Below are 26,625 nucleotides of genomic sequence, written 5' to 3'. Positions count from 1 at the left end.
GAAGGAGATTCCGTGTCATTTCAAAGACAATTTAATGAAGCTCTCATACAGCGTTTTATACAACTCATTGGGACTCATATAGGCTTACAGATTCGTCCGCAAGAGCGAGAAGCTTTATGTGAAAAAATTTGCTTCCGGATGAACGTCATTTCTATCTATCTTCCTGAGGCTTATTACCAATTATTAGAAACCGATACTTATCAAAGTCAGGGCGAATGGCAAGAACTAGCGAATTTGTTAACAATTGGCGAAAGTTACTTCTTTCGAGATAAAGGTCAGTTTTCTCTATTAAAATATCAAATTTTACCGCAATTGATAGCCGCTAAGAAGCAAACAAAAACTCTGCGGATTTGGAGTGCCGGATGCTCAACTGGCGAAGAACCTTATTCTCTAGCTATTCTCCTCACCGAACTGATTCCAGATTGGGAAAGCTGGAATCTCTATATTTTAGGAACAGATATCAATCAAGAGTCTATCAATAAAGCAAAACAAGGAGTTTATAGTTCTTGGTCATTTCGATTGTTAGACCAGAAACTACAAAGCTGCTACTTTGAGCCACATGGGACGGAATGGAGAATCAACAACAACATTCAAAACATAGTGAATTTCAAAACTGTCAATTTAATTAAAACGCCCTTTCCTAATTTATTGTTAGATGTTCAAAATATTGATTTAATTCTTTGTCGAAATGTCTTTGTTTATTTTGATAAACCTGCTATTTCACTTGTTGTCAATAAATTTTACAATACTTTACAACCAGAAGGATATCTTTTGACGGCTCATGCTGAACTTCAGGGGATAGATATCAGCTTACTTCACACGGAGTCGTTTCCCGAATCAACAATCTATCAACGCCCTAAGGAGACGTTTGGAGGGAAGCTTTCAAGGAAGAAAGTAAAAGTTTATTCTGACACTGAAGAACCAATACTTTGCCCATCTTCCCCAGCGGCAAATAAGGTAAAAATAGAACTTGCACAATTAGTTCCTAAAAATTATTTTCCGGTACAAGTAAGAGAAAAAAATAGTAACGAAGTCAATGAATGCGAACGCTTATCTAATCTTGAATTCAGCGAAAAACCGGCGACTACTTCAAGCTTTCAGACACTTATCTGTGAAGCTAAAACCCTTTTTAAACAGAAGTATTATCCCTCAGCAATTCAAAAAACAGAGCAAGCGATCGCTTTGGCACCCAAAAACTTTGACTCTTACTATCTGATGGCTCAAATCTATGCCAACTTAGGTGAATATGGCAAGGCAGTTCACTACTGCCAACAAGCACTTAAAATCGATTCTCTTTCTGAAAAACCTTTATACCTACTCGCCCATATTGCGGAAGAACGAGGGGATGTTGAAGAAGCTAAAAGTTTATTGAAAAAAATTATTTACTTAGTGCCTTCCTCTATCTTGGCATATCTGGAAATTAGCGGCATTTACGAACTAGAAGGAAATCTTTCTAGAGCTTTAAAAATGCGAACAGTTGCTTTAGGAATTTTAAAAAAATTACCTCAAGAATCGATAGTTGAATCCCAAGAAAAAATGACCGTTGGAGAATTGATCGTACACATCCAAAAAATGTTACAACCACAGTTATAATCTCTATGGAATATAAACAATATATTATTTTCAGCTTGAATGCTTCCCTTTATGGAGTAGAAGCATTTTCAGTACAAGAGATTTTCTTTCTCCCAGAGTTAACGCCAATCGTAGAAGCACCGCCTGAAATGGTAGGAGTGCTTAATCTCCGGGGTGAAATCTTACCAGTCATGGATCTTCATTTTCGCCTGGGGTACGGATTCCCAGAATATCGCCTTACGGATAGTGTAATTGTTCTGGTGTGTCAGGGATTTAGATTTGGCATTATTGTCAATGAAGTTCATGACGTGCAGAAGATTTACAGTAATGCGATCGCGGCAGATTTTTCCTATAAACGAGAGATCGCGAATCAACCTCATTTTGTTACGGGGATTGCCAAGTTAGAGGCAGATATCGTGATGTTACTAAACCCGGAAAAGCTCCTCCAATTTTCAGAAAAAATTGAAACATTAATTACAGGAAAAACATCGCTAAATTCAGAAACAAAAGCTGATGTTGCCCTTGGTTTTCACAAAGAGAGATGCCTATTTTTCTCCAATAAAACCTCAGAAGAAATAGCGATTTTCCAGGAACGGGCAGAAAATTTAAGGCGACAAGCGGAGAACCAAGATTTTACGGGAAGCCGCCCGATGGCAGTGATTAATTTAAATGGTGAATATTTTGGGGTGGATTTGGGGAACGTGCGCGAATTTACTGATATTCGCAAAGTTACTCCGATTCCTTGTTGCCCAGCTTATATTGTCGGCAATATGAATTTGCGGGGTGAGATTTTGACATTAATCGATATTCGTGGGGTATTAAATTTACCATTGGGTAATTTAGAGAATACAGCGAAGGCGATGGTTGCTTGCATCGACGAGCTGGTGGCTGGTTTGATAGTTGATGAGGTATTGGATGTGATGTATTTGCACCTGTCGGAGATGATGCCAGTACCTGCCGCAGCTCGTTCTGTTAATGATGAATACCTCCGAGGAACGGTTGCTTACGGCGAAAAGATGATAGCTATTTTAGATTTACCCAAAATCCTGATGCAAGCAGGGTTGATGGTTGATGAAGAAGTGTGATTAGTTGTTACATTCCATTGCCCAGAAAGCTTTATTTAATGCTGGTTGAGAAAGCAACCCAGGCGGCATCGTTAACATTAGAAGGGGCAGCGATGCTGAGAAGAGCGAAAGCCGCTATCTAACAGGTTGTTGGAGCGCTGAAGGCTCTCAATCAGCAAGCCAAAGACACCGCTTGCGGCATTACTCAACCGATTGGCACTTAAAACCTCAACAAAGCTGCGTTGAGATTCAAGGCAGTCATTTGGTTAATCTGTATGCGGCTGGTTAGCAGCGTGAATAAATATCATTTCTATATTTTAAGTTTTTTAAACTCTTAACACTCCTAGAGCGGAAGAGGGATTAATAATAAGAGCCGTTCTAACACAGGACTAAGTATGTATAGATTTTTAAAAAAATTCCAAAGAGTATTTTCTTGGTGGATTATAGAGATGTTAGGGGCAGGTTTGACTAAGAAATTTTACATTTCCTAAACAATCCTCTCTTTGGCAATTCAATTTTTTAGGAGAACCTGCCCTAAGAAGAATTTATCACCAGTATTTATACTAATCCTCTAGGTGTATTAAATTTAAAAACGAAAAGTCATAAAACGGGTAAATTAGCTACAGTATTTTGAGTTACTGGCTTTCTCTCACTCCTTGTATCGCCCTAAGCGATCGCTATCCAGCTAGTCATGGTGGCTTGACTGAGGAAACAAAAAAATACTAGTACGAGCAAAATCAAACTTAGCGCCAAAATCTGAACAAATCTGCCTTCAATCTTTACCCAATCATCGAATTTAATAATGCAGGATAAGTCTGATGTTTAAAAGTTTATCTTTACAATCTCGATTAATCGGCTCATTTTTACTAATGGGTCTAATTGTATTAGTGATTGCTCTCGTAGGTTGGAGCGGAGCTACTCGGCTGGGCGACCATATTAATACACTGGGGAATAATACTTTGCCTAGCGTAACTGGATTGTGGAAAATCAATGAAGGACAGACCCAAATCCAGTCATCGGAACGAGCGCTACTCAATACATTTTTGAAAACCGAAAATCGCCAGTTTGAATTGAATAGAATTAAAAATGCTAAAGCGCAGATTGATGAAGGGTTTAAACAATATGAGTCAATTTCACAGACTGCCGACGAAAAAAAGCTCTATCAAAAATTTCTTGGGGACTGGAAAAGGTGGCAGCAAGACCATGAAAGATTCCTGGACATTTATCAACAATTTGCCAAACTGGGCGTCTTAGATCCTGCGAATCGGCTGGCTGAGCTTGTAAGTCAGGAGAGGCAGACTTCACCAGAATTTGCACGGGCAAAAGCGGCGGATGCCCTGCTGGACGAACTTAGCGAACTGGCAGCAAATGAAGAACTAAACTCATTTAACACAGCCACAGAATCGGTGCTAGCAGTTGTGGAATACAACCAGAACTTTGGGGAAGCAGCCCAGAAGGCAGCAGAAACAGATGTGGCTCAAACCTCTTTTTGGGTGTTTGTTGGGATGATTCTTGGCCCCCTGACTGCGATTATTTTTGGTGTTTTCTTCAGCATCACGATTGCTAAGCCGCTGGGTGCCAAAATATCTGGCATTGTCAACACGATTGTCACTTCTTCATCAGAAATTGCTGCCACAGTAGAGCAACAAGAACGCACGGCAGCTCAACAAGCGGCGTCTGTGAATCAAACCACGATCACGATGGATGAGTTGGGTGCTTCATCCCAGCAATCAGCAGAGCAAGCCGAGGCAGCAGCAACTGGATCGCGGCAGGTGCTTTCGCTGACGGAGGGTGGAAGCCAAGCCGTCGGGCGAACTTTGGAGGAAATGGCGCTGCTCAAGGATAGAGTGGGAGCGATCGCTTCTCAAATTCTCCGTCTATCCGAGCAAACGAATCAAATCGGCAATATTTCTGGCTTGGTGAGTGACTTAGCCAACCAGACGAATATGCTGGCACTGAATGCAGCCGTTGAAGCTGTTCGAGCTGGCGAACACGGCAAAGGCTTTGCGGTGGTGGCGGCAGAAATTCGCAAACTGGCAGAACAAAGTAAGAAATCTGCCGGAAAGATTAACGTCCTGGTTAGCGATATTCAAAACGCGATCAATGTCACGGTGATGGTGACGGATGAAGGGACGAAAACGGTGGAAGCTGGGGTGAAAACCGCTCAGGGCACAGCACAAGCATTCACCGGCGTAGCTGACGCCATCGAAAATATCGCCATAAACAGTCAACAAATTTCGCTTTCTGCCAAACAACAAGCGATCGCGATTCAACAAGTCGTTGATGCAATGAGCAGCCTCAATGTCGCAGCTAAAGAAAATGCCAGTGGCATTACTCAAACTAAAATCGGCATCCAAAGATTGAATGAAGCGGCTCTGAACCTCAAGTCAGTGGTGTAGCGAATCCTATAGCAATCCGTGCAAAAGTCGTAAAATTATCTGCTACTTTTTCTCTCTTACTTGGCGTCCTGAGCTTCCCCCTGCTTTGCTAGAGCGTCTAAGCGCTAAGGCACAGGCTCCGCCAACGCGGTTCGTTAACAAAAGAAAATTTCACTATTCAACCAGGATTGCTATATTCGCTTAAAAATATCCCAAAAAATTACGGCTAATTATCTCTAAAACTAAGAATCAAAAGCTAAAAGCTTCTCAGTTAACCATGATGATAGAAGACGACGAACTCCGAGATTTATTCAAAATTGCCAGCGAAGAACATTTGCAGAAACTTGATGATGGGTTGCTGCATTTAGAAAAGTACCCCAACGACGAAGCTCGACTAGAAGAATTATTGCGGGAAGCCCACAGTCTCAAAGGTGATGCTCGAATGCTGGGCGTGCGCGATGTGGAAACTCTCACCCATCAGCTGGAACATATTTTGGGAGGTGTCAAACGTGGCGAGACACAACTGGTATCTGCAATATGCGATCGCCTCTATCAAGGCTTAGATGCCATTCGCAAACTGGTCTGCGAAGCCGTCACCGGGGAACCCACAGGTATCAACACCTTTCTCGTCCTCGCCCACATGATGGGAGCTGAATTTACAACTCCAGCGAATCAGAATAATCAGAATTATTTAGACCAAGAAGGCGTTCAGCCAGAACATGAGGAAGCAGTTCAGCCAGAACATGAGGAAGCAATTGAGCAAGAAACCCTTGCCCCGGATATAACTTCCGAACTGCCCGAAACACCTGCCAACATAGAAATATCACAGACAACATTGCTACAAACACCCGCATCCCCTACGCCAGTGGAGGTGGGTGTCAATCCTGCCCCTGATGCTCCCAACGGTAAAGACAGTCCACCCAATTTTTCGCGCAACGGCTCTCAACACCCAAACTCCCCCCCCGTTGCACTCGGCGAACCCTACCGCATCGAAACGATTCGCGTCGAAACTCGCAATCTTGATGCATTGCTGACCCAAGCAGGCGAACTCACCGTTACCAAAATCCGCATTGCCCATCGACTAGCTGAAATTGAGGAAATCGTGGCGCTGTGGGAGGAGTCGAGCCGTCTAAGCGTGCAGAAAACTTCAGCCCTGAGCCTACACAAAGAAAAGATAACAGGTGAGCGGCAAGCGGTAAGTTTCACTGCTTCCCCCCAGAACGGGCGGAGAGACCCCATCTCTACAGCACCGTTGGGGGAACACTCCTACAGTATGAACGGGTACAGTATGAACGGGGGAAGGCAGCCTCTACAGGACTTCGATGAGCGCCTGGGAGTTCTGATCAACCAGTTAAGAGATGCCATCTATGAAGATACCGCCCGACTGGACACGATTGCCGGTGATTTGGAAGAAGGCATTCGCACTCTCCGCCTGTTGCCCCTATCCACCATTTTTCAGTTATTTCCCCGGATGGTACGGGATTTAGCCAGACAGCAAAATAAAGAAGTCAATCTGGTCATTGAAGGCGGCGAAACCAAAGCGGACAAGCGCATCTTAGAAGAAATGAAAGATCCCTTGATGCATATCCTTCGCAACTGCGTCGATCATGGCATTGAGACACCAGCAGAGCGAGAAGCGCAGGGAAAGCCGCGTACCGCCACTATTCAGATTAAAAGCTACCAAACAGCCACAAATATTGCGATCGCCATTAAGGATGATGGGCAAGGATTAGACATCGAAAAGATTAAGCAGACAGCTCTCAAACGCGGACTCTGCCGGGAAGAAGAACTTGCAGCCATGACACCGGCTCAAATTCACTCGTTGATTTTTGCCCCTGGTTTCTCAACGCGGACTTTTGTGACCGAGGTTTCAGGCAGAGGCGTAGGGTTAGACGTGGTTCGCACCAATGTAGAACGTCTCAAAGGCAGCATTGAGGTTGAATCAACACCTGGAAAAGGCTGCACGCTTCGGCTCTGTTTAGGCACGACCCTGGCAACCGCGCCGGTACTGATTGTGGAAGTGAGCGGAAAAGCTTACGCCCTTCCAGTGGAGTTTGTGCAAACAATGCGGTTGATTTCCCAGAATCAAATTTTTACGATTGAAGGCAGAGAAACCATTGTTGTAAATGGACACCCGGTTTCCGTTGCGCGACTGGCAGATTTGCTGGAATTGCCAGTCGCCAGTAGCAACGGACAACGAACGACTTCTACCGATTTAGAACAACTGCCCTGCATTATTTTGAAAGTGGGAGATGATCAACTGGGACTATTCGTTGATGGCTGGGTAGATCAACAGGATGTGGTACTCAAATCTCAAAGTAAATTGCTCAAACGAGTTCGCAATGTGATTAGCGCAACTATCCTCGGTACCGGGGAAGTTTGCATGATTTTAAATCCTTCAGATTTAATTAAATCTGTGCGAAAACGAAACCCGCTTGTGAAATCGTTTGCACCCATTACAGAAGAGACCAGAAAACCCGTAATCTTGTTGACAGAAGATTCCATTGCCATTCGCACTCAAGAAAAACGCATTCTGGAGGGTGCCGGTTATGAAGTGGTAACAGCAGTGGACGGATTGGACGGTTTCAACAAACTTAAAACTCGTTCTTTTGATGCGGTGGTTTCCGACGTGCAAATGCCGAATTTGGACGGTCTGGGTTTTGCTGCGAAGATTCGCCAGAATAAGGAATATAATGAAATTCCAATCATTCTAGTGACATCTCTGGCTTCAGATGAAGATAAACGCAGAGGTGCAGAAGCTGGTGCGAATGCTTACATTACCAAAGGCACTTTTAACCAAGAAATATTATTAGAAACCTTAAGAAGACTTGTGTAGTTAATCGCTAATCGCTAATGGCTTTTGAATAATTAGCAATTAGCAATGAACAAAATGCCAATTCGAGTTTTATTAGTAGACGATTCTGCGATCGCAATGGCAGTGCTGAAACGGATTCTGTCATCCTCACCAGAAATTGAAGTGGTGGGAATGGCTCAAACGGGTCGGGAAGCATTGGCATTGATTCCGTCTTGTTCGCCACAGGTGATTTGCACAGACCTACATATGCCACAGATGGACGGTCTGGAATTTATCTCTGAGGTTATGGCAACTTATCCTCGTCCGATTCTGGTGATTAGCACTTCGGTACAGGAAGAGGATAGGCAAAATGTTTTCCGGCTTTTAGAGGCGGGGGCAGTGGATATTTTTCCCAAGCCTCGTGGTGGTGCGGGATCGGATTATGAGTTAGTAAAACAGGAGTTAATTGGCAAGATTAAAATCCTCGCGGGCGTGAGTGTCTTTACCCAGTATCGAAAGAAGCCAGTTTTAGATTTTAAATTTTCGACGATAAATTCTCAAGCTAAAATCCCCCATCAAAAATCCAAAATCGTGGTGATTGGTGCGTCTACTGGAGGACCGCAAGCTCTATACAACATTCTTATCCATCTGCCAGCGAATTTCCCTCTCCCAGTGATTTGTATTCAACACATCAGCGAGGGTTTTTTGCAGGGAATGGTGGATTGGTTAGGGTTAGAATGTCGTTTGCCGGTCAAAATTGCCCGTGCTGGGGAAATACCAAAAGCGGGAACGATTTATTTTCCACCGGAACGGCTGCATTTAGAATTGGATACTCAAGGCAGATTTTGCCATTCTGCCGCCCCGCCGGTGGGGGGACATCGCCCTTCTGTCACGGTTACTTTTAAGTCGGTGGCGAGTTTCTACGGTCAAGGAGCGGTGGGGATATTGTTGACTGGGATGGGTAGAGACGGTGCGGAAGGGATGGAAGCGATCGCTCGTGCCGGTGGCGTTACCATTGCCCAAGATGAGAAAAGCTGTGTGGTGTTTGGAATGCCAAAAGAAGCGATCGCCCTCGGTGCAGCACAGTATGTTTTGCCCGTCACCGAGATCGCGCCCATGTTACTCGCCAAAATCAGGGGTGGCGATTAGTTATTTAATCGGTAATTGGGCGGACAAAAATTTTAAGTGATGAGTTTTGAATTAAAAAACTCATCACTTAAAACTCACTACTTTACAAACGGGGTTAGGTTGTAATCGCCGTTTTCAAACTCCGGCAAAACTCAGCGATCGCATCGAGTCCCTGTTCGGGTGTTCCTTCTGCCAAACGTTTCACCAAGGCACTCCCGACAATTGCAGCATCTGCCCCCCAGTCTTTCACCTGACGGGCGTGTTCTGGCTCGGAGATGCCAAACCCAATGCCAATGGGCTTATCCGTAACGCTTCGGATCTGCTTGAGGATATCTTGCACCCGCGAGTCCAGTCCAGAGCGCATTCCCGTTACGCCAGTGACACTCACCAAGTAAATGAATCCCTGAGACTGACGCGCGATCGCTTCTATTCGCTCTGGGGAACTGGTAGGCGCTACCAATAAAACTACATCAATTCCCATACTGGCAGCAGTTTGCAGCAGATTGGAAGACTCCTCCAAGGGCAAATCTGGCACGACCAATCCCCGCACCCCAGCATTCGCAATCTGCTTGAAGAACGGTTCAATGCCTCGGTTTAGAATCGGGTTGTAGTAGGTAAATAGGACGATAGGCGATCGCACCTCTTTGCTAACCCCGGATACCATCTCTATTACCTGTTCCAAGCGGGTTCCCCGTTGCAAGGCGCGAGTCGCGGCAGCTTGAATCGTAGGTCCATCTGCCAACGGATCTGAATAGGGAACGCCCAGTTCAATCATGTCAGCACCGGCGGCATCAAGAACTTTTAACGCCTTAGCCGTGGTCTCCAGATCCGGATCTCCCGCTGTGATAAAGGGAATTAAGGCACATTCAGAGCGACGCGCGAGAGACTCAAAGCACTCGGAAATTGAAGTCATTTGTCAAAAATCAGTGGTCAGTGGTCAGTGGCACTTCGGGCGTTAGCAATTCACGGATCAGCAGTCAGGGGCAAACAAGAAACTACAGGCTCTTATACGGGCACAGCATTACCGTGCCCCTACACACCTGACCGCTAACGGCTATCAGCTATTTTTTTAATTTGTTTTCCCGTTCGATTTCAGCTTGCAGCTGAGCCAGTTCTTCTGGCGTCAATTCTTCCAGTCGCTTTTGTAAAACGGCTTCTTCATAGTCTTTGAGCTGCTGGTTATAGGTCATCCGTTTCGTTCCGACTCGGAACAGGTAGGTCAGCAGCCAGCCAACCAACCCGCCCACTAGGAAAACTTGACTCCAAATCCCCGCTTCCAGGCTATCTAGCCCAGCCACCAGCAACAGCAAATACACAATTCCACCGGCGGCAAAGACGCCGATGCCAATTCCAATGATGTCAATTCGTCGCATTTAGCGCTTACCCAACGACAAACCTTAACTCTGAACTTGCCGCCGCTTGGGTCGAAAATTCAAAAATGGGCTGAGGAGCAACAAACCTGGGAAGAAAAAGAAAACCAGGAAATACATGAAACTCCGTTCAAAGGAGCTAGCCACATACCAACGCTGTTGCAGGTAGGCATACAGGGCGAAGGGAATCACTACCAGGTAGGCTCCACTCAAAACTAGATACAATATCGCAACCATCATAATTTTTTCTGGCGGTAGAAGAACGAGCGCGAGTACCGGCGTCCCGGCGCGGACATCAACACAAAAAGTCTCCCAACAGAGAACTATCCGTTTAGACACCCGACGAACTGTCCATATTTTACCGTTTGCTGGAATCAGCCGCTTAATTAGTGAGACTACTAAAGGAATAGTTGCATAAAGTCCCCATTTAATGGTGCAATAGACAATGAAGTTAGTTTTGTAGAAGATACGTAACGACACTTCTCCCCATCGGGGGGGCATGGCGGAATGGCAGACGCTACGGACTTAGAAAACTGAGCCTTGATGGAGAAATCTGTCAAGTGACGGCTCTCAAATTCAGGGAAACCTAAATCTGGCAACAGACATGGCAATCCTGAGCCAAGCCAAAGTCAGTGCTTGAAGATTGAGGACTGAGTGAATTTAAAACTCAAAACTCAAAAACCAAACTTCAAAACTCTTTGGAAGGTGCAGAGACTCGACGGGAGCTACCCTAACGTCAAGCCGAGGGTAAAGGGAGAGTCCAATTCTCAAAGTCGTAAAAGACAGTAGCGAAAGCTGCGAGAGAATGAAAATCCGTTGACCGTAAAAGGTCGTGAGGGTTCAAGTCCCTCTGCCCCCATTTCAATTCAAGCCAAAATCAATGCTATCTCCAGATCGGCAATCCGTTGCTGTCTGAGAGATAGCATTGTGGTGAGATAGGCATTTTACTGGTATTTTCGCTTATTGCTAGCTCAATACCGTTTATAGCGTTTCTTAAGTTGAGTGGAAGATATCGCGGCTCTACGTTTTAACCGCGCCCATTAAGTAGGGGCTTTTTAATTGCCATGCCCCTACGGATATATTCCACACAACCCTTGAATTGCGATGGTAAAGACCCAGGACAGAATTTTGGCAACCCTAGGGTAATTTTTTAGATTTACCAAGATTTTCCAAAGCAGCAACCAGCTTCACGTTTGGTTGATTCTTTTCATCTGGTTCAAGCGAACGGGCATCTATGAAAGTCTCTCTATCTCTGGATTTCTCTTCAGACTTTCGAGTGACCGATTGCTTACCTGCAACCGTATTTAGCCTTGCCTTAGTTTCTGCCGAGCCAATCCGAATTTGAATTTGGGGGCCGGAGCTGGCGAGGCGAATAATCATCCCATTGACCACCGGCACTTGGTCGATGCGTTTTCCATCGAGATAGGTGCCGTTGGCACCTAAACTAACAACTTCCCAATCGGAAGCACTACGCCGAATCTCGACGTGGTGTCGAGAAACAACCGCACTGTAAAGAATGACATCATTCTCGGTTGACCGTCCAATCCGAATTACTACTGATTCGGGTTCAAAAGTCCAATTCTGAACTGGTATAGATTGGATAGGATGCAGCAGGGTCAGGGTAATCACCGATGTTACATATTCTAAAGATTTCCGTCTCTAGGCTTGGGACTCGTAACACTGTCAACTGACGTGACTTCCTCCATTCAATGAATTGAAATGAATCCCCCAATGACTGGAGTCAGACCGCGAATGGGTAGAACGTGGGCAGATGGAATTGTAAACCCTTTTGACCTCGTTCCACCTGGGTTTCGCGTTTTTAGTTCCAAGGCACCCACGGGTGTTACCAATGGCATCGTATCATGAGGGGGTCAAGTCGGTGTATCCCCCGAATTGATTCGCCGGGATTCCCAATTTCTCCCATCACAGGTTTATATAACTGTGGAATTTACATAAACCTGAGTCCGATGCCGAATTGTTTCCCTCAAGCCTATCACTTAAAAAAACAGTCTGCAATTGCCATGACCCCTCACCCCAAGAGGCGATGCAGCAGGCTTTTCAGGCTTTGCGATCGCATCGAACAGCCTCTGGGATTAAGAGAGTTGGAACAAGAAGGTCATCTTGTCGCCTTTGCCTAGGCCAATGCGATCGCCGGTTCTTAAACGGTGCCGATTGCCGCTAGGCAGGGGGTTATGGTTAATGTAGGTGCCATTCGCACTCCCAACGTCTTCTATGTAGAAGGCGTCTCCCTCCACGCGGATATCCGCATGAATCCGAGAAACAATCTCGGAATTGGGGAATCCTGAAACATCAATATCAGGTGGAATCTGGTCGTTTGGCTTGCCGATGTGAATCACCGACAGTTGTGCTGGCAATTCAATCATCGTATCCGTTTGGACGTGCAGCAAACGGGCATTCTGCTGCTGTAGCTGCGTTTTTGAGCTACCAGAAGTTGCTGCGGACGCGGGTGGAGTGCTGCTAGAAGCCGCCAGGGGGGTAACGCTTGCTTGCTCCTGTGCGGGTGGCTGACTGACCACTGTAGCTGGAACGGGTGCCACCGGAGCGGGTACATCCGGGCTAGAGCTGGGCATTGATGATTGAGGGCTAGCCACTAAAGGATCGGGTGCCACCAGCGGATCGGGTGCCATTAAGTCCGGTACGCCGGGGAACGGGTCTAGTCCTGTCGATGCCCCTACCTCACCTGGACTGCTCGGTCGCAGGTTAGAACCACACTGACCGCAGAAGGTAGCGTCGGTTTGGACGGGTGCGCCACAGTTGGGACAAGCGGTGGTGGCGGGTAAGGGGGTGTAGCAAGCCTCACACTGGGCTGCTCCATCAGGATTTTGGTGATTGCAATTCGGGCAGACAATCATAAAACCTCCTTGCAGGCTGTATCCCTCCTAGAGATGGGAGTGGAAGGTGGAAATTCAAATATAGTCTGAATGGCGAGGCGTCTTAACTTTTTAGTTTAAGACCGGCTAGTTCAAGACCGGCTTAATTCAAGACCGGCAGCCTCATCAAAAAGCCACCAAAGTTCGCCTTGGGGCTGGATTAACCGACTGGGATAGGTTTGGTCGTCAGCGGTAGGAGCAAAAACCTGAGCGAGAGCAGGTCGTTTACTCGCACCGGCAACCACAAATATGACACACCGAGCATGGTTAATTAGGGGTGCCGTGAAGGTGATCCGGGGTTGCCCATCTTTGTTGCCGACGGTAATCAGGCGATCGCGTACATTCAATGCTTCTGTGTGGGGAAACAGAGAAGCTGTGTGTCCGTCGTCTCCTATACCTAACAAAATGAGATCGAACGCTGGAAATTCACCGGGTTGAACTTGAAAAAACTCCCTGATGTGTTGTTCGTGCTTATCCGCTGCAACAGATGGATCGGCTTCATCGGTTGGCATGGGGTGGATGTTGGCGGCTGGGATATTTACTTTATCCAGCCATGCACTCCGCGCCATCCCTTGGTTACTATCGGGATGGTCTGGCGGCACGTAGCGTTCGTCGCCCCAAAATATGTGAATTTTATCCCAAGGCAGATTTTGGGTCGCGATCGCTTCATACAGCGGCTTGGGGGTGCTACCACCGGACAAGGCGATAGTACAGAGCGATCGCTGTTCGATTGCCCGGTGAATTTGCTCGACGCACACTTGGAGCGATCGCTCAATCAGCGCCGTTTTATCTGGTAAGACTTCAACGATTTTGTTCATCTATAGGGATGAATTGATGATTTCCAGCTCTACCATACCGAAAATCTTACAGTTTCTTCTTCTTAGTACCCATTAATATATGTGTCTGGAACAATTTATTCGCTGTTCTCAAAGAGGAAGCGTCAAGTTGGACTAGCCGTAGCACCCGGAAATCCTTATCGTGGTTGATTAATATAGATTACTTTTAGCGCTGGGGGAATCTTTCAAGATGGGACGAATTTTTATTTCAGCCGGTCATGGTGCTGGAGAGCCAGGAGGGCAAGCAGGTGGCACCACAGAGGCTCAAGAGATGATTCTGCTGCGCGACCAGATTGTACCCGAACTGCGATCGCGGGGTTTTGAAGTTCTTTCTGTCCCAGATGACCAGACTTCAACGCAGTCGATTTCCTGGATCAACGCCCGCTCTCGGAGCGGCGACGTGGCGCTAGAAATCCATGCCGATGCCTATTCTAACCCGGCGACTCGTGGCGCTACGGTCTTCTACATTTCCAGCAACGAGGAACGCAAGCAGAATGCCGAACTGCTACTTTTGGCGCTGTTGCGCCGCGTTCCCCAACTGCCCAGCCGGGGAGTCAAGCCAGACACTGCCACTGGCGTTGGACGTTTGAGCTTCTGCCGCGACACTTTTATTCCCTCCCTGCTGATGGAAGTTGGCTATCTCACTAACCCAGATGACCGATTCTTAATTCAGAATCGCCGCCGCGACATCGCGCTAGGAATTGCAGACGGATTGGCATCTTGGAGCCGAGGCGGTACTCCCACCCCCGATCCTGGCACTTCCCCCACCTATCCTTCCATCAATATCAACATTAATAACCAGGTCTATGGGGAGAAGGGTGTTCTCATCAATAGCAACGCCTACATCCCTATTGACCTAGTGGACAGGCTCGCAATTGACTTGACAAATAACACCTCAGTCCGCCGAGTGTCCTACCGAGGTGTCGTCTATGTTAAAGCCATTGAACTTCGACCTTTTAATATCTCGGTTGGTTGGGATAGCGCCACCCGCACCCTGTCTTTGCGCTCCATTTTACCCATCTGTCCCGGTCAACTAGATCGGATTATGGGATATGGAAATACGTCTGAGGTACAGATGATTATGTTCCTCAAAGCCAATAACGAGAACGCCCTTGCCCAGTTTCCCGACTTACCCAAACTTTACCGGGAAGAAGCCACAATTGAGGGTGTCAACTATGACATTGCTTTCTGTCAAATGTGTGTAGAAACCGGCTTTTTGCGCTTTGGGGGTGACATTAAGCCCAGCCAAAATAATTTTGCCGCTTTGGGATCGATCGGCGGAGCTTCTGAGAGCGCGACCTTCCCCAGCGCCAGAATTGGTGTCCGCGCCCATATCCAACACTTGAAAGCTTACGCGAGTTTAGAGCCTTTGGTGCAGGAACTGGTCGATCCGCGCTTTCGCTTTGTGACGCGGGGCGTCGCGCCGCTGATTTCTCAGTTGAGTGGACGGTGGGCAGCAGATCCGCAGTACGGTACTAAGATTGAGGCAACTCTCAGAAGGCTGTATGAGTCAGCGGGATTCTTGTAAGGACTGAGTAGGGGAGAGGACTGAGGACTGAGGACTGAAGTATGAAGAGGGGAGAGGGCTGAGGACTGAGAGGAGAGGACTGAGGGCTGAGGAGGGGAGAGGCTCCAGTTCACAAAAAACCCCTAGATAGGGGCGTGAATGAGGAGCCGAGGGCTGAGGTATTAACAAGGGACAGGTATTAACAAGGTATAAGGGAGAGACAACAGAACTCCAGATTCAACACTTTAGCCTTGAGCGCAATAAGTTAACTTCAACTCTCTTACTGTTTCATATCTCGCGTGCTTCTACTCGCCCTCAAATCTCTCCCCCTTCTCAGTCCTCACCCTTAGCCCTCAGCCCTCAGTCCTCAGTCCTCAGCCCTCTCTTCTGATTAGGCGGTTTTGAAAAAGCGGATAATTTCGCGGACGTGGTCGAGAAATTGCCCATCTGCGCTGAGTTGAGCGATCGCATTTTTCGCTTCTCTGGATAAGCGCTCGTGATCGGCTTGGTTTGTGGCTCGCAGTTCTTCGATTGTGGCATTCACGCGGGCTAATTCTTTGCGAGTTTCATCGCCCGCTCGCTGTTGAGTGGCGACAAAAGAATATGGATCTTCAGGATTCATTTGCGCTTCTAATTGCCTGACGGCATACTCTAAATTATCAAAGCGGCTACGCAGTTCCCAAATATCTTGGCGGGGATACTGAAATTCTTGGCGAATCATCGACAACCGGGCGGCTAAATATTCGTAGGTTCGCACGGCGGGACGCAAAGCCGTTAATAGTAAAGCGGCACCGGAACTGACGTATCCAACGGCACTGATGCCTGTTACAGCTAGAGTATAAAGACCGGCAGCAGAGAGAAAATGGAGCGCGATCGCTACCCAAAATGACCGATTTGCGATCGCTTTGGCATACTTAACTTGTTTCTCATCAATCGCAATTCCCTTTTCGGTTGACAGTGCTGCTTCTGCGATGACTTCTTTGGCGTCAAAGTGGATATTCCACGGAACTGTCACAATCACCAGCAGCCACCAAAAACTCGCCGCACCAATTACCCAATCGATAAAATTACCTGCTGGCACATTTAAGCCTTGCACTACACCAAAAGCGACCAGCACTAAAACGACTAATCCCACGCTGAACCCAATAAAGTTGAAATACATCTCAGTCATCTCTGCCTGAAGGAATTGCCTCAATCGTGGCTGGGGATAGCTGTGGTAATAGAGCGGTTTGTGATAGTTTGGCAACTTTCACATCAGTTAGATTTTTTAACCGTCAAGACGTAAAGGAAAGAATACCTTTTTTTGGCGATCGCAGAAAACGATGGGATCGGATAGACAGAAATTTATTAAATATTGAAGGTTAAAAATTAGTTTATTGAATCAACCAAGTGCGCCAAGTCGGTTCAGTGTTTGTGCTAGTAGATTGAGGAATGGCTAAACGCCAAGTTTTACCTTCGATTTGGCGTTGCAAGTAGATATCAAAGTGGTTTTGTTGTTGAGTTACCTGATGGTTAGGACGTTGCAGAGTAAAGTTGTAGGTGCCTTGGATGTGATAGGCGGGTAACTTTTGGATCAACAAAGGTTCTTCATGAGTCACTCGTATTTGAGCGATTTCAAAGCTGGAGGGTTGCTGGAATAACTGCTGACTTAGCTGCTTTTGGGTTTGGCTGACTTGAAGCGCGATCGCTTTCTGTACCAGTTGACCACCTGGTGCGGGTACACCAATGCCGCAAGCTGTCAGCAGTCCCAGCAAAATCACTGTCAAAATAATTCGCAGCATGGCGTTTAACTTCTCCTCTATTTCCTACGTATCACAACCAGAACGATAGGATAGGCTGTGTGCGTTCTTCGAGTTCTAAATCCATCATGTCAAAAAAGGCCCTAGGGTTAGATGACCAGCTTTACGATTACCTACTTTCTTCATCCTTGCGAGAACCAGAGATTCTTCGCCGTCTGCGGGAAGAAACGGCAAATCATCCCTACGCCAGGATGCAGATTTCCCCAGAACAAGGGCAATTTATGGCGCTGTTGGTTCAGCTAATGGGGGCAAAGAAAACCTTGGAAGTGGGCGTATTTACTGGCTACAGTTCTTTGTGCGTGGCTTTGGCACTTCCCCCAGACGGCAAGATTATTGCTTGCGATGTCAGTGAAGAGTTTACCTCGGTAGCGCGGCGCTATTGGCAAGAAGCTGGGGTGGCGGACAAGATCGATCTGCGAATCGCACCGGCGCTGGAAACGCTGGATCGGCTATTGGCACAGGGGGAGGCACAAACGTTTGATTTTGCGTTCATCGATGCTGATAAGAGTAATTATGACGGGTATTATGAGCGATCGCTCCAGCTGGTGCGTCCCGGTGGTTTAATTGCCATCGATAATGTCTTGTGGAGTGGACGAGTTGCCGATCCTCAAGATCGGGATAATAGTACCCAGAATATCCGAGCTTTGAACGAAAAATTGCACCGCGACGAACGAGTTTCTATCAGTCTCGTCCCCATAGCAGATGGATTGACCTTAGCGGTTAAGCGATAAGGAAATCGAAGATACTTCGCAAAAAGAACGCTTATGACAGATGAGAAACTGACTCCCCAAAATGAGCAAGCTAATCTAGATAACTCAACTCTGAAACCGGAAGAGGACGATAAATCAAGGTTGCTAGTCGAAGGTCAAAACGAAAATATCACCACTCCTCCTCCCGATATTGCCGAAGAACACGCCGCTGTTGCTCGTGCAACTCTCGATTTGACGATGGGAATTGAAGACGATTCATAACCGCCAGAAATAAATTCAGTTGGGGTGAGAGGGAGCGATCGCTTCCATCAAAAACCCCCAGCTAATGCTGGGGGTTGTGCAATACGTCGAGAAGATTTCCCTGGTGTGATACTCTTTTTGTTTCGCTTTAAAAGCGCTTACCAAGAAAATCTAGCTAGAAGATAAAAGTCCCCGGATTCCAATGTTTTGCTTTTCTTTAAAACATTGACTTATTGTTTCCGTAGTACCTTCTTTCAACCCATTCCAGCATATCAACTTCACAACCAAAAGTTGCAGAGCTACCGCTCAAAGGATCGTAGCCTTCCCACCAGATGTTTCCAAAGCGGTCGGACTTCTTCCAAACTTTTATCTCTGGCTCTTGAGTCAAGAATGTAACTAAACGCTGCCAAACACTATTCAGAATAGAAAATACTTTAGTCTCCTGAACAGGCTTCTGCTCCTTCTGGGTGTAAATAGTTTCTAACCTTTTTTTTTCAAAACAATTCTCAGAAGTTTCCATAATAATTTTCTCCCGCTTCAAGATAGAATAAATTTCAGATTGTGCTGCAAAAAAAGTAGGATAGACAAACTTATTTGCTTGCAGCAGTTATCAATATTGATTCCGCCGCAACTGATGAAGGTTAATTACAGAGTAAAGTTGAAGATTAGAAGTTTACTTCCTCCAGTAGAATCACCTGAATGGGTGATGTGGAACTAGAGAGGAGCTTGTAAAATCTCGACTAATTCAACCAAGAAATCTAGATTGCACAACCTAAATTCGCTGACAAATTCAATGTAACTTTTGGTTATTTGATAGACAAAGCAATATTTGTATAGGTAGTATGAATAAAATTCATATATAGAAGAAGACATGATTTGACTGCGTTTGCGACAATGCATACACCGCTTGCATAACCGCCATGAATGAAATCAATAAAAGCCGGATGAAGCTTTCCCAGATTCGTGCTTTAGTCGCAGTGGCAGACTACGGCAACTTCAGCGAAGCCGCCTTGCAGTTGGAGGTATCGCAGTCAGCAATCAGTCATGCGATCGCAAGTTTTGAAGAAGAATTGGGAGTCGTCTTGCTGGCTCGCGGACGTTATGGAGCGCGTCTTACCCCGGTCGGAGAGCGGGTTACGGCTCATGCTCGTAAATTGCTACAGCTTTTGGAAGCAATGGAGAAGGAAGCCAATTTAGAAAAAGGCTTACAGGGTGGAAACGTGCGAGTTGCCTGTTTTCGGAGTGTGGCGACTCACATACTCCCGACAGCGATCGCTCGATTTCGCGCTTGCTTCCCGAATATCACTGTAAGCATCGTTGATGGTGATGATTACTCGCGTGTAGGAGATGCATTGCGAGCCGGTTATGCCGATATTGGGTTTATCTACTTACCCGCTGGTAATGAATTTGAAACTTGGGAAATTTTGCGGGATGATTACGTTCTCCTACTCCCGCCTACAACTAATTTAAGTAGTGCCAAAGTCACTTGGAAGCAGTTAGCCACTTATCCTTTGATTATTAGTTCCGGCATTCCCTGCAATGAGTGGATTCGCAAATACTTGGTAATCGCAGAATACGCGCTCAACATTGCTTATGAAATCAAAGAAGATTCAACTATCGTCAGCATGGTGGAACAGGGTTTAGGGGCAGCAATTCTCCCTCGTCTGGCTGCCGAACCTGTTCCCACTGGGGTGCGCGTGTGCAGCTTGCCAGCACCTCTAGAGCGAGTAATTGGGGTAGCGCTTCTCGCAAATGCCCTTCATACTCCAGCCGTCTATGCATTTCTAGATGCTATCCGGAATACAGGACGCTTTGCGGCTAAAGCAGCGGTTTAATTAAAGTTCAGGAGAGAGCGCGATCGCAAATCACAAGGGCGCTCTTTTTGGTTGGAGATACGGTAATCACTGCACTCTCAGCCACCTTACTGCCAAAAAATTTGGTCAAGATGAAAGTAGACTTACATTAAGGATGAACGCTATGTTTCCGTTTTGGGGTAGTACCTGTTGGGGATCTCAACCAGTTTCCGGTAGAGATTATCAGGAACGCAGACTTCGGTTCCTGAAATGGATGCGAAACGATCTAGAGGCGAGATTGGCAGGACTTAACGCTGCGATCGAAACGATTGAGCGCCAGATGGATCGGGAAAATACAACAATTTAGTCTATCGACTGCCGATCGCCAATTATTGTGGCTTCTGACAAAGTGATAGAACTGGGTTAAAGATTCCTCAGCTGAGAGCGCCTACTTCTGAAGTAGGCGCTATGTTTTTAGGGGTTAAGCATAGCCTCAAACTTTATTAATTAAGCAATCTCCCTTTCTAAAACTACTGGTGTAATAGTGCGATCGCAATTTTCTGTTCAAGGCACTTCCCTACCAAATCCCTACCGAAGGCTAAACAGCACCGCCACTCCACCCAAGGCAACTAAAACACCTAAGATAGCTCGAAAACTGACAACATCGCCCATCCAAATCGCTAGGGGTAACACAAACAACGGGCTAGTAGAACTTAGCGTTTGGGCAATTCCTGCGGGGGCGAATTTCAGAGAAATTTGTTGCAGCCAGATGCCGAGATAGGTGCTGAAAAAAGCGGTTATGGCAATGACTCCCACAATGCGCCAAGACTGCAACGGTTTAAGCCAGTCATTGGCTTGACGCCGCCCCAGCAACTTCCACAGCAGTAGCACCAGTACCCCCGCCCCCAAGCGCAACAAGGTACTCCACAAGGGGCTGATACTCGATTGGATGAGGGCTGTCCGCGAGAGGACGGCACCTGTTGCCTGTGCTACTGCTGCCAGTAAACCCCAACTAATTCCCCGCATCGTCAGATGCTTGCTTTCAGCGGTGGAATTAGGCACCCGTTCCGTCACCACCCAGACGACGCCCAGAATGGTTAATAAAATTCCGCACCAAGCAGCAGCCGTCAGTTGTTCTTGTAAAAAGACTAGCGCTAACACGGCTGTTAAGGGGGGTGCTAGGGTTTCTAATATCAAGGTACGCCTTGCACCCAGGCAGTTGATGGCTGCAAAATAAGCCGTATCTCCCAATCCAATGCCAAGGACGCCACTTAGTAGCAATAGTGTCAGTGCAGTCGGGTTGATTTCAGGTAGCAGCTGTCCTTGCAAAAGTAGGGTGAGGACAAGGAACGCGATCGCAATTATCCCTTTAAACAAATTCAGTTCTAGGGGTGGGATTTGCCGTCCCAAGCGGCTGTAAACCAGCGAAGCGATCGCCCATAAAAAGGCGGCACTGAGTGCCGCCAGTTCTCCTTTAAAATTTGTAATCCAATTAAAAAAATTTGTTAAAAAGATCATTCTTGTTTTTTGAATCGGTCATTCTGATGTAAATTTTACCGAAGGGCATACTCCTCAGTTCAGGCTGCACACTTCTTTTGGCGGATATTTCTCGCTTATCAAACATTGTATAAATTTACTTAAGCCGGATGCCAAAGATGTTAGCAATGTAACCATACTATTCTTTAACAATTGGTAGGATTCAGCAAGAAAGAAAATTTTGAGGAGACTGCGATGAACTATACCTTTGAAATTTTAGGGGTATCTCCCATTCTTTATTTCTTTAACCATCAACAGGAAATTATTCAAACAGATCCAAACAGAGCCGAATACTTAGGAAGTCCTAAATGCACGCTGGATGCTTTTCTGGAATCCGTCGAAGCGGTTCCACCCAAACGAGGCTGGAATTTAGAAGAGATTCTGCATACAATGGTAGACTTTTGGCTGAACAATTCTGACAATATTCAATATTGGAATAAGCGTCTTAAGGATGCTGGCAAAGAGAATTTGTTAGTCGCAAGAGTTGCCGATCTAAAGGCATTAAAAGCGGAGTTTGACTCCTTATTGGGTCAAAATCTTTAATTGATTCAGCATCATCGCACCTAGACGTAGGCGCGAGTCAGGATTATTCGCGCTAACTGCTTGCGGCAGCGCCAATAAAGGTCGCATCATTGAGGCATTAAGGGGAAACAGCGAAGAAAGCCTAGACGTTACGCGATCGCACTCTAACATGAGACACGATTGGGCAGCCGCAAAAATGCTCCCCCTCTACTATTTCTGCCTCTACTATTTCTGAAAAAATACAAGTGTACTAAACTAGGTTTTACCTAACTGAATACAAGACCTGCGAGCCGAAGTTTGGGCACAGCCGTCACAAATAGTTTTGAAACAAGAGCTTTGCAACTCGCCTGCATGAAGCTTGCTCCACCTTATCAGCATCAAAACTACTTTTGTGGTATCAGCGCCATGATTTGCTCCACGAACAGTTGATGATCGACAACTGGTTTAGAAATGTATTCGTCGGCACCACTTTGCTGGAGGAAATTTTCGCGATCGCCTTCCATCGCATTAGCTGTCACCAGAATAATCGGTAGAGCGGCAGTTTGCGGGTTAGCTTTTAATAGTTGGGTGATTTTTATGCCATCAACCGATTTACCCTGGTAAAAACTGTTTGTTAAGGAAACATCCATCAAAATAATGTCAACCTCCCTAGCTTGGGCAATTTGGATTACTTCTTCTACATTTTCAGTATGTTTCACTTGCAAACCGGCTCGCTTTGTCAGGATTTTAGAGAAAACCCGAACATTAATCGGATCGTCTTCTACAATCAGAACAGTTTTCATCGAATTTTTCCCTTCAACAGCGTTTTTTTCTAGGGTCGTAGTCATTGTTTTTTGTTTCAATACGATTATGAAAATTTCTTTGTCACCTTAAAATTTATCGCTTAATTTGCCATCAATCGCAAGATGCAAATTTTTTATTGCTGTTAATAAATAGGAAATAAAACTTATGATAAAAAAAACTGAACCGACCTTCGACCGGACGGTTTGTCCCTACAGGATTACACGCAAAGATGCAACCATCATATTTTGAATACGCCATTAAATATGCCATGAGCGCGATCGCCGGACGTGCCTTACCCAACGTCCGCAACCGTTTAAATCCCAGTTTGTGGGATTAATGCCACGCCCCTCATGTCAGTTTGCCAGAGTTGTCGGGGGATGCGAGTCACGCGAAGTAAAGAAACCACCCACCAGGATTCCTTAAATAATACAAATGTACTAAACTGGTGGCAACAGAAGAGGGCAAAGGCTGAAAGGTAAAAAGCCACCAGAGTGCCTTCACACTCCAAATGGAAGACATTGAATTTTACAACTCAGGGCGGTCAATGCCCGCCCTACCCCTGGAACATAAAAGTATTATTGTGGCAACAATGCCTTAATTTGATCCACAAACAGTTGATGATCGACAACTGGTTTAGAAATATAGGCATCGGCACCACTCTGTTTGAGGAAATTTTCCCGATCGCCCTCCATCGCATGAGCCGTAACCAGGATAATAGGCAAACTAGCAGTTTGCGGGTCAGCCTTCAACATCTGCGTGATTTTTATGCCATCAACAGACTTACCCTGGTAAACACTATGGGCCAGGGAAACATCCATCAAAATAATGTCAGCCTCACCGGATTGGGCAATTTGCATCACCTCTTCCACGTTTTCGGTATGCTTAACTGCCAAACCGCCCCGCTTGCTCAGAATCTTAGAAAAAACCCGAGCATTAATCGGATCGTCTTCTACAATCAAAACGGTTTTCATCGAGTTTTTCCTTTCAATGGCGCTCTTTGGAAGAGTCGTGGTCATAGCTGCGGTTCCATACTACTGTGAAAGGTTCTTTGTCACGTTGCCATTTGTGACGCGATCGGTCATCAACCTCAAGATGCAAAAAAATTTTACGTTTTCAGGAACTAGGGAATAAAACTCATGGCGAAACAACTGAACCTTTTGGCAACCGGACAGATCATCCCCACGCCTTTACACGCGGAGATGCAACGGTCTTACCTTGAATATGCCATGAGTGTGATCGTCGGGCGTGCATTACCCGATGTCCGCGACGGTTTAAAGCCGGTGCATCGGCGGATTTTGTATGCCATGCACGAACTCGGACTGACGCCAGACCGCCCCTACCGCAAGTGTGCGAGGGTGGTTGGGGATGTTTTGGGCAAATATCACCCACATGGCGACCAGGCGGTTTATGACGCCTTAGTGCGTCTGGTGCAAGAATTTTCCAGCCGCTATCCCCTCCTCGGCGGTCATGGTAACTTTGGCTCGGTGGATAATGACCCACCTGCGGCGATGCGTTACACGGAAACGCGACTGGCTGCAATTAGTCATGAAGCGCTTCTGAGTGAAATTGGCGAAGCCACAGTTGACTTCATCGGCAACTTTGACAATTCCCAACAAGAACCAACCGTACTGCCAGCTCAGCTGCCGGTGTTATTACTCAACGGGTGCGCCGGAATTGCCGTCGGCATGGCAACGAATGTGCCGCCGCACAACTTGGGTGAGGTCGTGGATGGTTTAATTGCCCTAATCGATCAACCCGATCTCCCAGACGGGAAGCTATGGAAGCTAGTTCCGGGGCCAGATTTCCCGACGGGGGGCGAAATTGTCGGGACAGAGGGAATTCGGGAAGCTTACAACACGGGTCGCGGTAGCATCACCGTGCGGGGAGTCGCCCAGATTGAGGAAATCGCGGCAACTCGGGGACGGCACAAGCGGGCGGCAATTGTGGTGACGGAATTGCCTTTCCAGGTGAATAAGGCGGGTTGGATTGAGAAGGTAGCGGAACTGGTCAATCAGGGTCGAATCGAAGGCATTGCGGATCTGCGGGATGAAAGCGATCGCGAAGGAATGCGCGTGGTGGTTGAACTGAAACGCGACACCAATCCTCACCAGGTTCTCGATCACCTCTATAGACAAACAGCGCTGTGTACGAATTTTGGCGCGATTCTGTTGGCGTTGGTAGATGGACAACCGCGTCAGCTAACATTGCGCCAGATGTTGGAGGAGTTTCTCAAGTTCCGAGAACAGACGCTGACTCGGCAGTATACCTACGAATTGGGCGAGGCAGAAAGACGCATTCACGTTGTCGAAGGGTTGCTGGCATCTTTAACCGAGTTGGATGCGGTGATTGAAATTCTCCGGAATGCTGCCGATGGTAGCACCGCCAAGTTAAGGCTACAAGAACGCTTGAATATCAGTGAAGTTCAGGCGGATGCTATTTTATCAATGCCCTTGCGACGCCTCACTGGCTTGGAACGGCAAAACTTACAAGGTGAGTTTAACGAGTTGTCAGAGAGAATTCATTTGTTGCAACTGTTGCTAAGCGATCGCCGCGAACTCCTGAAAGCCTTGAAAAAAGATTTGCGATCGCTCAAACGCAAATTCACCGATCCGCGCCGTAGCAAGATCCTGACGGAAGCGAAAGAATTAAAGACTCAGCCAACAGAGAAAAAACCCGACTCAAAAGACAAAAGTCACAAGTCAGAGGCCAAATCTACTCAAGCCGCACTCCTAACTCCTGAACACTTGGAAGAAGAGGCAGTTCTGGAGTTTACCCAGCGCGGATATGTCCGGCGCATCCCTAAAAATGGAAATAAATCCGCGTCTGGAAAAGGCGATAGCAGCAGTCGTCCAGATGATTTTGTAGTCAAAACTCAGGTAACTAGCACCCAAGCCGAGTTAGTCGTACTCAGCAGCGGCGGCAAAGCTTACCCCGTCAAGGTGGGTGAGATTCCGCCAACCGGGAAGCAATCGCGGGGAACGCCGCTAATCGGCTTGCTGTCCAACTCAGCTCAAACTGCGGCAGAAACGATTGTCTCCAACTTTTTTCTGCCTGAAAATCCGCAAAGTGCCGACCTAATTTTGCTTAGCGAACAGGGGAGAATCAAGCGCCTGCCCCTGGTAGAACTGGCTAACCTTACCAGTCGCGGCATCACGCTCATGAAACTGAAAGAAGACGATCGGTTAAAGTACGTCAATCTGGCTAAAACCGGCGAACAGCTCGTTTTGGCGACTGGGGGCGGACGTTTGCTGCGGCTTCAAGTCAACGACGATCATCTACCCTTGATGGGACGCACGACGATGGGGGTGCAGGCAATGCGGCTGCGGCGTTCCGAGCAACTGGTAGGAGCCTTAACGCTGGGGGATGATGAGAATATTTTAATCGTTTCCCAGTTGGGGTATGCCAAACGCCTGCCGATGAGTACAATCCGACTGGCAAATCTTGGCGACCTTGGCACTCAGGCACTGCATTTTACCAGCAAAACAGATGCTTTGGCAGCGATGGTCGCGGCTCCAGCAAAGTCTCAGATCGTCCTTCTGACCAGCGCCCAGCGAGTCGTGCGAATGCCAGTAAATTCAGTGCAGTTGCGAGGGAAAGATGGAACAGGCGATCGCATCCTCGAATTAAACCCGGACGAAAAAATTATTACTGTCGTCCTTTGTTCGTAGTTCGGCGTTCGGGATTTATTGAGAACGATGAATC

General features: G+C 46.8%; 24 protein-coding genes. 12 read left to right on the top strand and 12 right to left on the bottom strand.

Annotation, left to right across the window (positions count from 1 at the left end):
- Positions 1–12 precede the first annotated feature (12 nt).
- The 5 genes from NDI33_RS05505 (at position 13) to cheB (ending at position 8,957) form a co-directional block, all read left to right on the top strand.
- Positions 13–1,593, top strand: coding sequence for a CheR family methyltransferase (locus NDI33_RS05505; RefSeq protein WP_190677050.1), 1,581 nt, complete (start codon positions 13–15; stop codon positions 1,591–1,593).
- A 5-nt stretch (positions 1,594–1,598) separates the two neighbouring features.
- Positions 1,599–2,657, top strand: a complete 1,059-nt coding sequence (locus NDI33_RS05500) for a chemotaxis protein CheW (protein WP_190677049.1) — start codon at positions 1,599–1,601, stop codon at positions 2,655–2,657.
- 797 nt (positions 2,658–3,454) lie between these two features.
- Positions 3,455–5,035: a methyl-accepting chemotaxis protein gene (locus NDI33_RS05495; protein WP_190428700.1), complete on the top strand. Its 1,581-nt coding sequence runs from the start codon at positions 3,455–3,457 to the stop codon at positions 5,033–5,035.
- 259 nt (positions 5,036–5,294) lie between these two features.
- The gene (locus NDI33_RS05490; protein WP_190677122.1) at positions 5,295–7,850 is read left to right on the top strand and encodes a hybrid sensor histidine kinase/response regulator; all 2,556 of its coding nucleotides are present in this window, start codon (positions 5,295–5,297) and stop codon (positions 7,848–7,850) included.
- 54 nt (positions 7,851–7,904) lie between these two features.
- Complete coding sequence (gene cheB / locus NDI33_RS05485; protein ID WP_190677120.1) at positions 7,905–8,957, top strand: chemotaxis-specific protein-glutamate methyltransferase CheB; 1,053 nt, start codon at positions 7,905–7,907, stop codon at positions 8,955–8,957.
- Between the two features lie 94 nt (positions 8,958–9,051).
- Here the strand turns inward: cheB and trpA are convergent, their stop codons facing one another.
- From trpA to pgl, 6 genes are all read right to left on the bottom strand, one after another.
- Positions 9,052–9,849: a tryptophan synthase subunit alpha gene (trpA, locus tag NDI33_RS05480; protein ID WP_190428699.1), complete on the bottom strand. Its 798-nt coding sequence runs from the start codon at positions 9,847–9,849 to the stop codon at positions 9,052–9,054.
- A 148-nt stretch (positions 9,850–9,997) separates the two neighbouring features.
- Positions 9,998–10,309, bottom strand: coding sequence for a DUF3007 family protein (locus NDI33_RS05475; protein WP_190413560.1), 312 nt, complete (start codon positions 10,307–10,309; stop codon positions 9,998–10,000).
- A 24-nt stretch (positions 10,310–10,333) separates the two neighbouring features.
- Positions 10,334–10,546, bottom strand: a complete 213-nt coding sequence (gene ndhL / locus NDI33_RS05470; protein WP_190413562.1) for an NAD(P)H-quinone oxidoreductase subunit L — start codon at positions 10,544–10,546, stop codon at positions 10,334–10,336.
- Positions 10,547–11,443: 897 nt separating this feature from the next.
- Complete coding sequence (locus NDI33_RS05465) at positions 11,444–11,935, bottom strand: FHA domain-containing protein (protein WP_190677047.1); 492 nt, start codon at positions 11,933–11,935, stop codon at positions 11,444–11,446.
- Between the two features lie 464 nt (positions 11,936–12,399).
- Positions 12,400–13,179 (bottom strand): FHA domain-containing protein, encoded by a 780-nt coding sequence (locus NDI33_RS05460; protein WP_190677043.1) that lies wholly within the window; start codon positions 13,177–13,179, stop codon positions 12,400–12,402.
- 110 nt (positions 13,180–13,289) lie between these two features.
- Positions 13,290–14,015, bottom strand: coding sequence for a 6-phosphogluconolactonase (gene pgl / locus NDI33_RS05455; RefSeq protein ID WP_190428697.1), 726 nt, complete (start codon positions 14,013–14,015; stop codon positions 13,290–13,292).
- Positions 14,016–14,223: 208 nt separating this feature from the next.
- Here pgl and NDI33_RS05450 point away from each other — a divergent pair, with 208 nt between their 5' ends.
- Positions 14,224–15,561 (top strand): N-acetylmuramoyl-L-alanine amidase, encoded by a 1,338-nt coding sequence (locus NDI33_RS05450; protein ID WP_190532952.1) that lies wholly within the window; start codon positions 14,224–14,226, stop codon positions 15,559–15,561.
- A gap of 370 nt (positions 15,562–15,931) precedes the next feature.
- Here NDI33_RS05450 and NDI33_RS05445 read toward each other — a convergent pair whose 3' ends face one another.
- Positions 15,932–16,702, bottom strand: coding sequence for a hypothetical protein (locus NDI33_RS05445; protein ID WP_190677118.1), 771 nt, complete (start codon positions 16,700–16,702; stop codon positions 15,932–15,934).
- 211 nt (positions 16,703–16,913) lie between these two features.
- Positions 16,914–17,321, bottom strand: a complete 408-nt coding sequence (locus tag NDI33_RS05440) for a hypothetical protein (RefSeq protein ID WP_190525017.1) — start codon at positions 17,319–17,321, stop codon at positions 16,914–16,916.
- Positions 17,322–17,407: 86 nt separating this feature from the next.
- Between NDI33_RS05440 and NDI33_RS05435 the strand changes: the two genes are divergently transcribed.
- Complete coding sequence (locus tag NDI33_RS05435) at positions 17,408–18,070, top strand: class I SAM-dependent methyltransferase (RefSeq protein WP_190677041.1); 663 nt, start codon at positions 17,408–17,410, stop codon at positions 18,068–18,070.
- Between the two features lie 33 nt (positions 18,071–18,103).
- Positions 18,104–18,310 (top strand): hypothetical protein, encoded by a 207-nt coding sequence (locus tag NDI33_RS05430; protein ID WP_190677039.1) that lies wholly within the window; start codon positions 18,104–18,106, stop codon positions 18,308–18,310.
- A 196-nt stretch (positions 18,311–18,506) separates the two neighbouring features.
- Here the strand turns inward: NDI33_RS05430 and NDI33_RS05425 are convergent, their stop codons facing one another.
- Complete coding sequence (locus NDI33_RS05425) at positions 18,507–18,809, bottom strand: hypothetical protein (RefSeq protein ID WP_190677037.1); 303 nt, start codon at positions 18,807–18,809, stop codon at positions 18,507–18,509.
- Between the two features lie 400 nt (positions 18,810–19,209).
- On the opposite strand from NDI33_RS05425, the gene NDI33_RS05420 reads away from it, so the two are divergent.
- Complete coding sequence (locus NDI33_RS05420) at positions 19,210–20,124, top strand: LysR family transcriptional regulator (RefSeq protein ID WP_190438908.1); 915 nt, start codon at positions 19,210–19,212, stop codon at positions 20,122–20,124.
- 142 nt (positions 20,125–20,266) lie between these two features.
- Positions 20,267–20,449, top strand: coding sequence for a hypothetical protein (locus NDI33_RS05415; RefSeq protein WP_190413584.1), 183 nt, complete (start codon positions 20,267–20,269; stop codon positions 20,447–20,449).
- Between the two features lie 221 nt (positions 20,450–20,670).
- Here NDI33_RS05415 and NDI33_RS05410 read toward each other — a convergent pair whose 3' ends face one another.
- A complete protein-coding gene (locus NDI33_RS05410) occupies positions 20,671–21,600 on the bottom strand; it encodes a DMT family transporter (protein ID WP_190677035.1) in 930 nt (309 codons plus the stop codon).
- Positions 21,601–21,813: 213 nt separating this feature from the next.
- Between NDI33_RS05410 and NDI33_RS05405 the strand changes: the two genes are divergently transcribed.
- Complete coding sequence (locus NDI33_RS05405; RefSeq protein ID WP_190677033.1) at positions 21,814–22,161, top strand: hypothetical protein; 348 nt, start codon at positions 21,814–21,816, stop codon at positions 22,159–22,161.
- 362 nt (positions 22,162–22,523) lie between these two features.
- Here the strand turns inward: NDI33_RS05405 and NDI33_RS05400 are convergent, their stop codons facing one another.
- Both NDI33_RS05400 and NDI33_RS05395 read right to left on the bottom strand, forming a co-directional pair.
- Positions 22,524–22,922, bottom strand: a complete 399-nt coding sequence (locus tag NDI33_RS05400) for a response regulator (protein ID WP_190413779.1) — start codon at positions 22,920–22,922, stop codon at positions 22,524–22,526.
- Positions 22,923–23,498: 576 nt separating this feature from the next.
- The gene (locus tag NDI33_RS05395) at positions 23,499–23,894 is read right to left on the bottom strand and encodes a response regulator (protein WP_190413592.1); all 396 of its coding nucleotides are present in this window, start codon (positions 23,892–23,894) and stop codon (positions 23,499–23,501) included.
- Positions 23,895–24,059: 165 nt separating this feature from the next.
- On the opposite strand from NDI33_RS05395, the gene gyrA reads away from it, so the two are divergent.
- Positions 24,060–26,591, top strand: coding sequence for a DNA topoisomerase (ATP-hydrolyzing) subunit A (gene gyrA / locus NDI33_RS05390; RefSeq protein WP_190677031.1), 2,532 nt, complete (start codon positions 24,060–24,062; stop codon positions 26,589–26,591).
- The last annotated feature ends 34 nt before the right edge of the window (positions 26,592–26,625 follow it).

It is taken from the genome of Trichocoleus sp. DQ-A1 (assembly GCF_039961955.1).
Classification (GTDB): domain Bacteria; phylum Cyanobacteriota; class Cyanobacteriia; order Cyanobacteriales; family FACHB-T130; genus FACHB-T130.
This window is presented reverse-complemented; position numbering and strand designations above follow the sequence as displayed.

What these genes read in the sequence shown, in the direction of transcription:
- pgl (WP_190428697.1), bottom strand. Translation starts at nt 14,015, where the DNA reads ATGAACAAAATCGTTGAAGTCTTACCAGATAAAACGGCGCTGATTGAG.
- NDI33_RS05440 (WP_190525017.1), bottom strand. Translation starts at nt 17,321, where the DNA reads ATGCTGCGAATTATTTTGACAGTGATTTTGCTGGGACTGCTGACAGCT.
- ndhL (WP_190413562.1), bottom strand. Translation starts at nt 10,546, where the DNA reads ATGATGGTTGCGATATTGTATCTAGTTTTGAGTGGAGCCTACCTGGTA.
- NDI33_RS05395 (WP_190413592.1), bottom strand. Translation starts at nt 23,894, where the DNA reads ATGAAAACCGTTTTGATTGTAGAAGACGATCCGATTAATGCTCGGGTT.
- NDI33_RS05450 (WP_190532952.1), top strand. Translation starts at nt 14,224, where the DNA reads ATGGGACGAATTTTTATTTCAGCCGGTCATGGTGCTGGAGAGCCAGGA.
- NDI33_RS05425 (WP_190677037.1), bottom strand. Translation starts at nt 18,809, where the DNA reads ATGGAAACTTCTGAGAATTGTTTTGAAAAAAAAAGGTTAGAAACTATT.
- NDI33_RS05430 (WP_190677039.1), top strand. Translation starts at nt 18,104, where the DNA reads ATGACAGATGAGAAACTGACTCCCCAAAATGAGCAAGCTAATCTAGAT.
- NDI33_RS05415 (WP_190413584.1), top strand. Translation starts at nt 20,267, where the DNA reads ATGTTTCCGTTTTGGGGTAGTACCTGTTGGGGATCTCAACCAGTTTCC.
- NDI33_RS05500 (WP_190677049.1), top strand. Translation starts at nt 1,599, where the DNA reads ATGGAATATAAACAATATATTATTTTCAGCTTGAATGCTTCCCTTTAT.
- NDI33_RS05490 (WP_190677122.1), top strand. Translation starts at nt 5,295, where the DNA reads ATGATAGAAGACGACGAACTCCGAGATTTATTCAAAATTGCCAGCGAA.
- NDI33_RS05475 (WP_190413560.1), bottom strand. Translation starts at nt 10,309, where the DNA reads ATGCGACGAATTGACATCATTGGAATTGGCATCGGCGTCTTTGCCGCC.
- gyrA (WP_190677031.1), top strand. Translation starts at nt 24,060, where the DNA reads ATGGCGAAACAACTGAACCTTTTGGCAACCGGACAGATCATCCCCACG.
- NDI33_RS05405 (WP_190677033.1), top strand. Translation starts at nt 21,814, where the DNA reads ATGAACTATACCTTTGAAATTTTAGGGGTATCTCCCATTCTTTATTTC.
- NDI33_RS05435 (WP_190677041.1), top strand. Translation starts at nt 17,408, where the DNA reads ATGTCAAAAAAGGCCCTAGGGTTAGATGACCAGCTTTACGATTACCTA.
- trpA (WP_190428699.1), bottom strand. Translation starts at nt 9,849, where the DNA reads ATGACTTCAATTTCCGAGTGCTTTGAGTCTCTCGCGCGTCGCTCTGAA.
- NDI33_RS05420 (WP_190438908.1), top strand. Translation starts at nt 19,210, where the DNA reads ATGAATGAAATCAATAAAAGCCGGATGAAGCTTTCCCAGATTCGTGCT.
- NDI33_RS05410 (WP_190677035.1), bottom strand. Translation starts at nt 21,600, where the DNA reads ATGATCTTTTTAACAAATTTTTTTAATTGGATTACAAATTTTAAAGGA.
- cheB (WP_190677120.1), top strand. Translation starts at nt 7,905, where the DNA reads ATGCCAATTCGAGTTTTATTAGTAGACGATTCTGCGATCGCAATGGCA.
- NDI33_RS05495 (WP_190428700.1), top strand. Translation starts at nt 3,455, where the DNA reads ATGTTTAAAAGTTTATCTTTACAATCTCGATTAATCGGCTCATTTTTA.
- NDI33_RS05400 (WP_190413779.1), bottom strand. Translation starts at nt 22,922, where the DNA reads ATGAAAACTGTTCTGATTGTAGAAGACGATCCGATTAATGTTCGGGTT.
- NDI33_RS05460 (WP_190677043.1), bottom strand. Translation starts at nt 13,179, where the DNA reads ATGATTGTCTGCCCGAATTGCAATCACCAAAATCCTGATGGAGCAGCC.
- NDI33_RS05445 (WP_190677118.1), bottom strand. Translation starts at nt 16,702, where the DNA reads ATGTATTTCAACTTTATTGGGTTCAGCGTGGGATTAGTCGTTTTAGTG.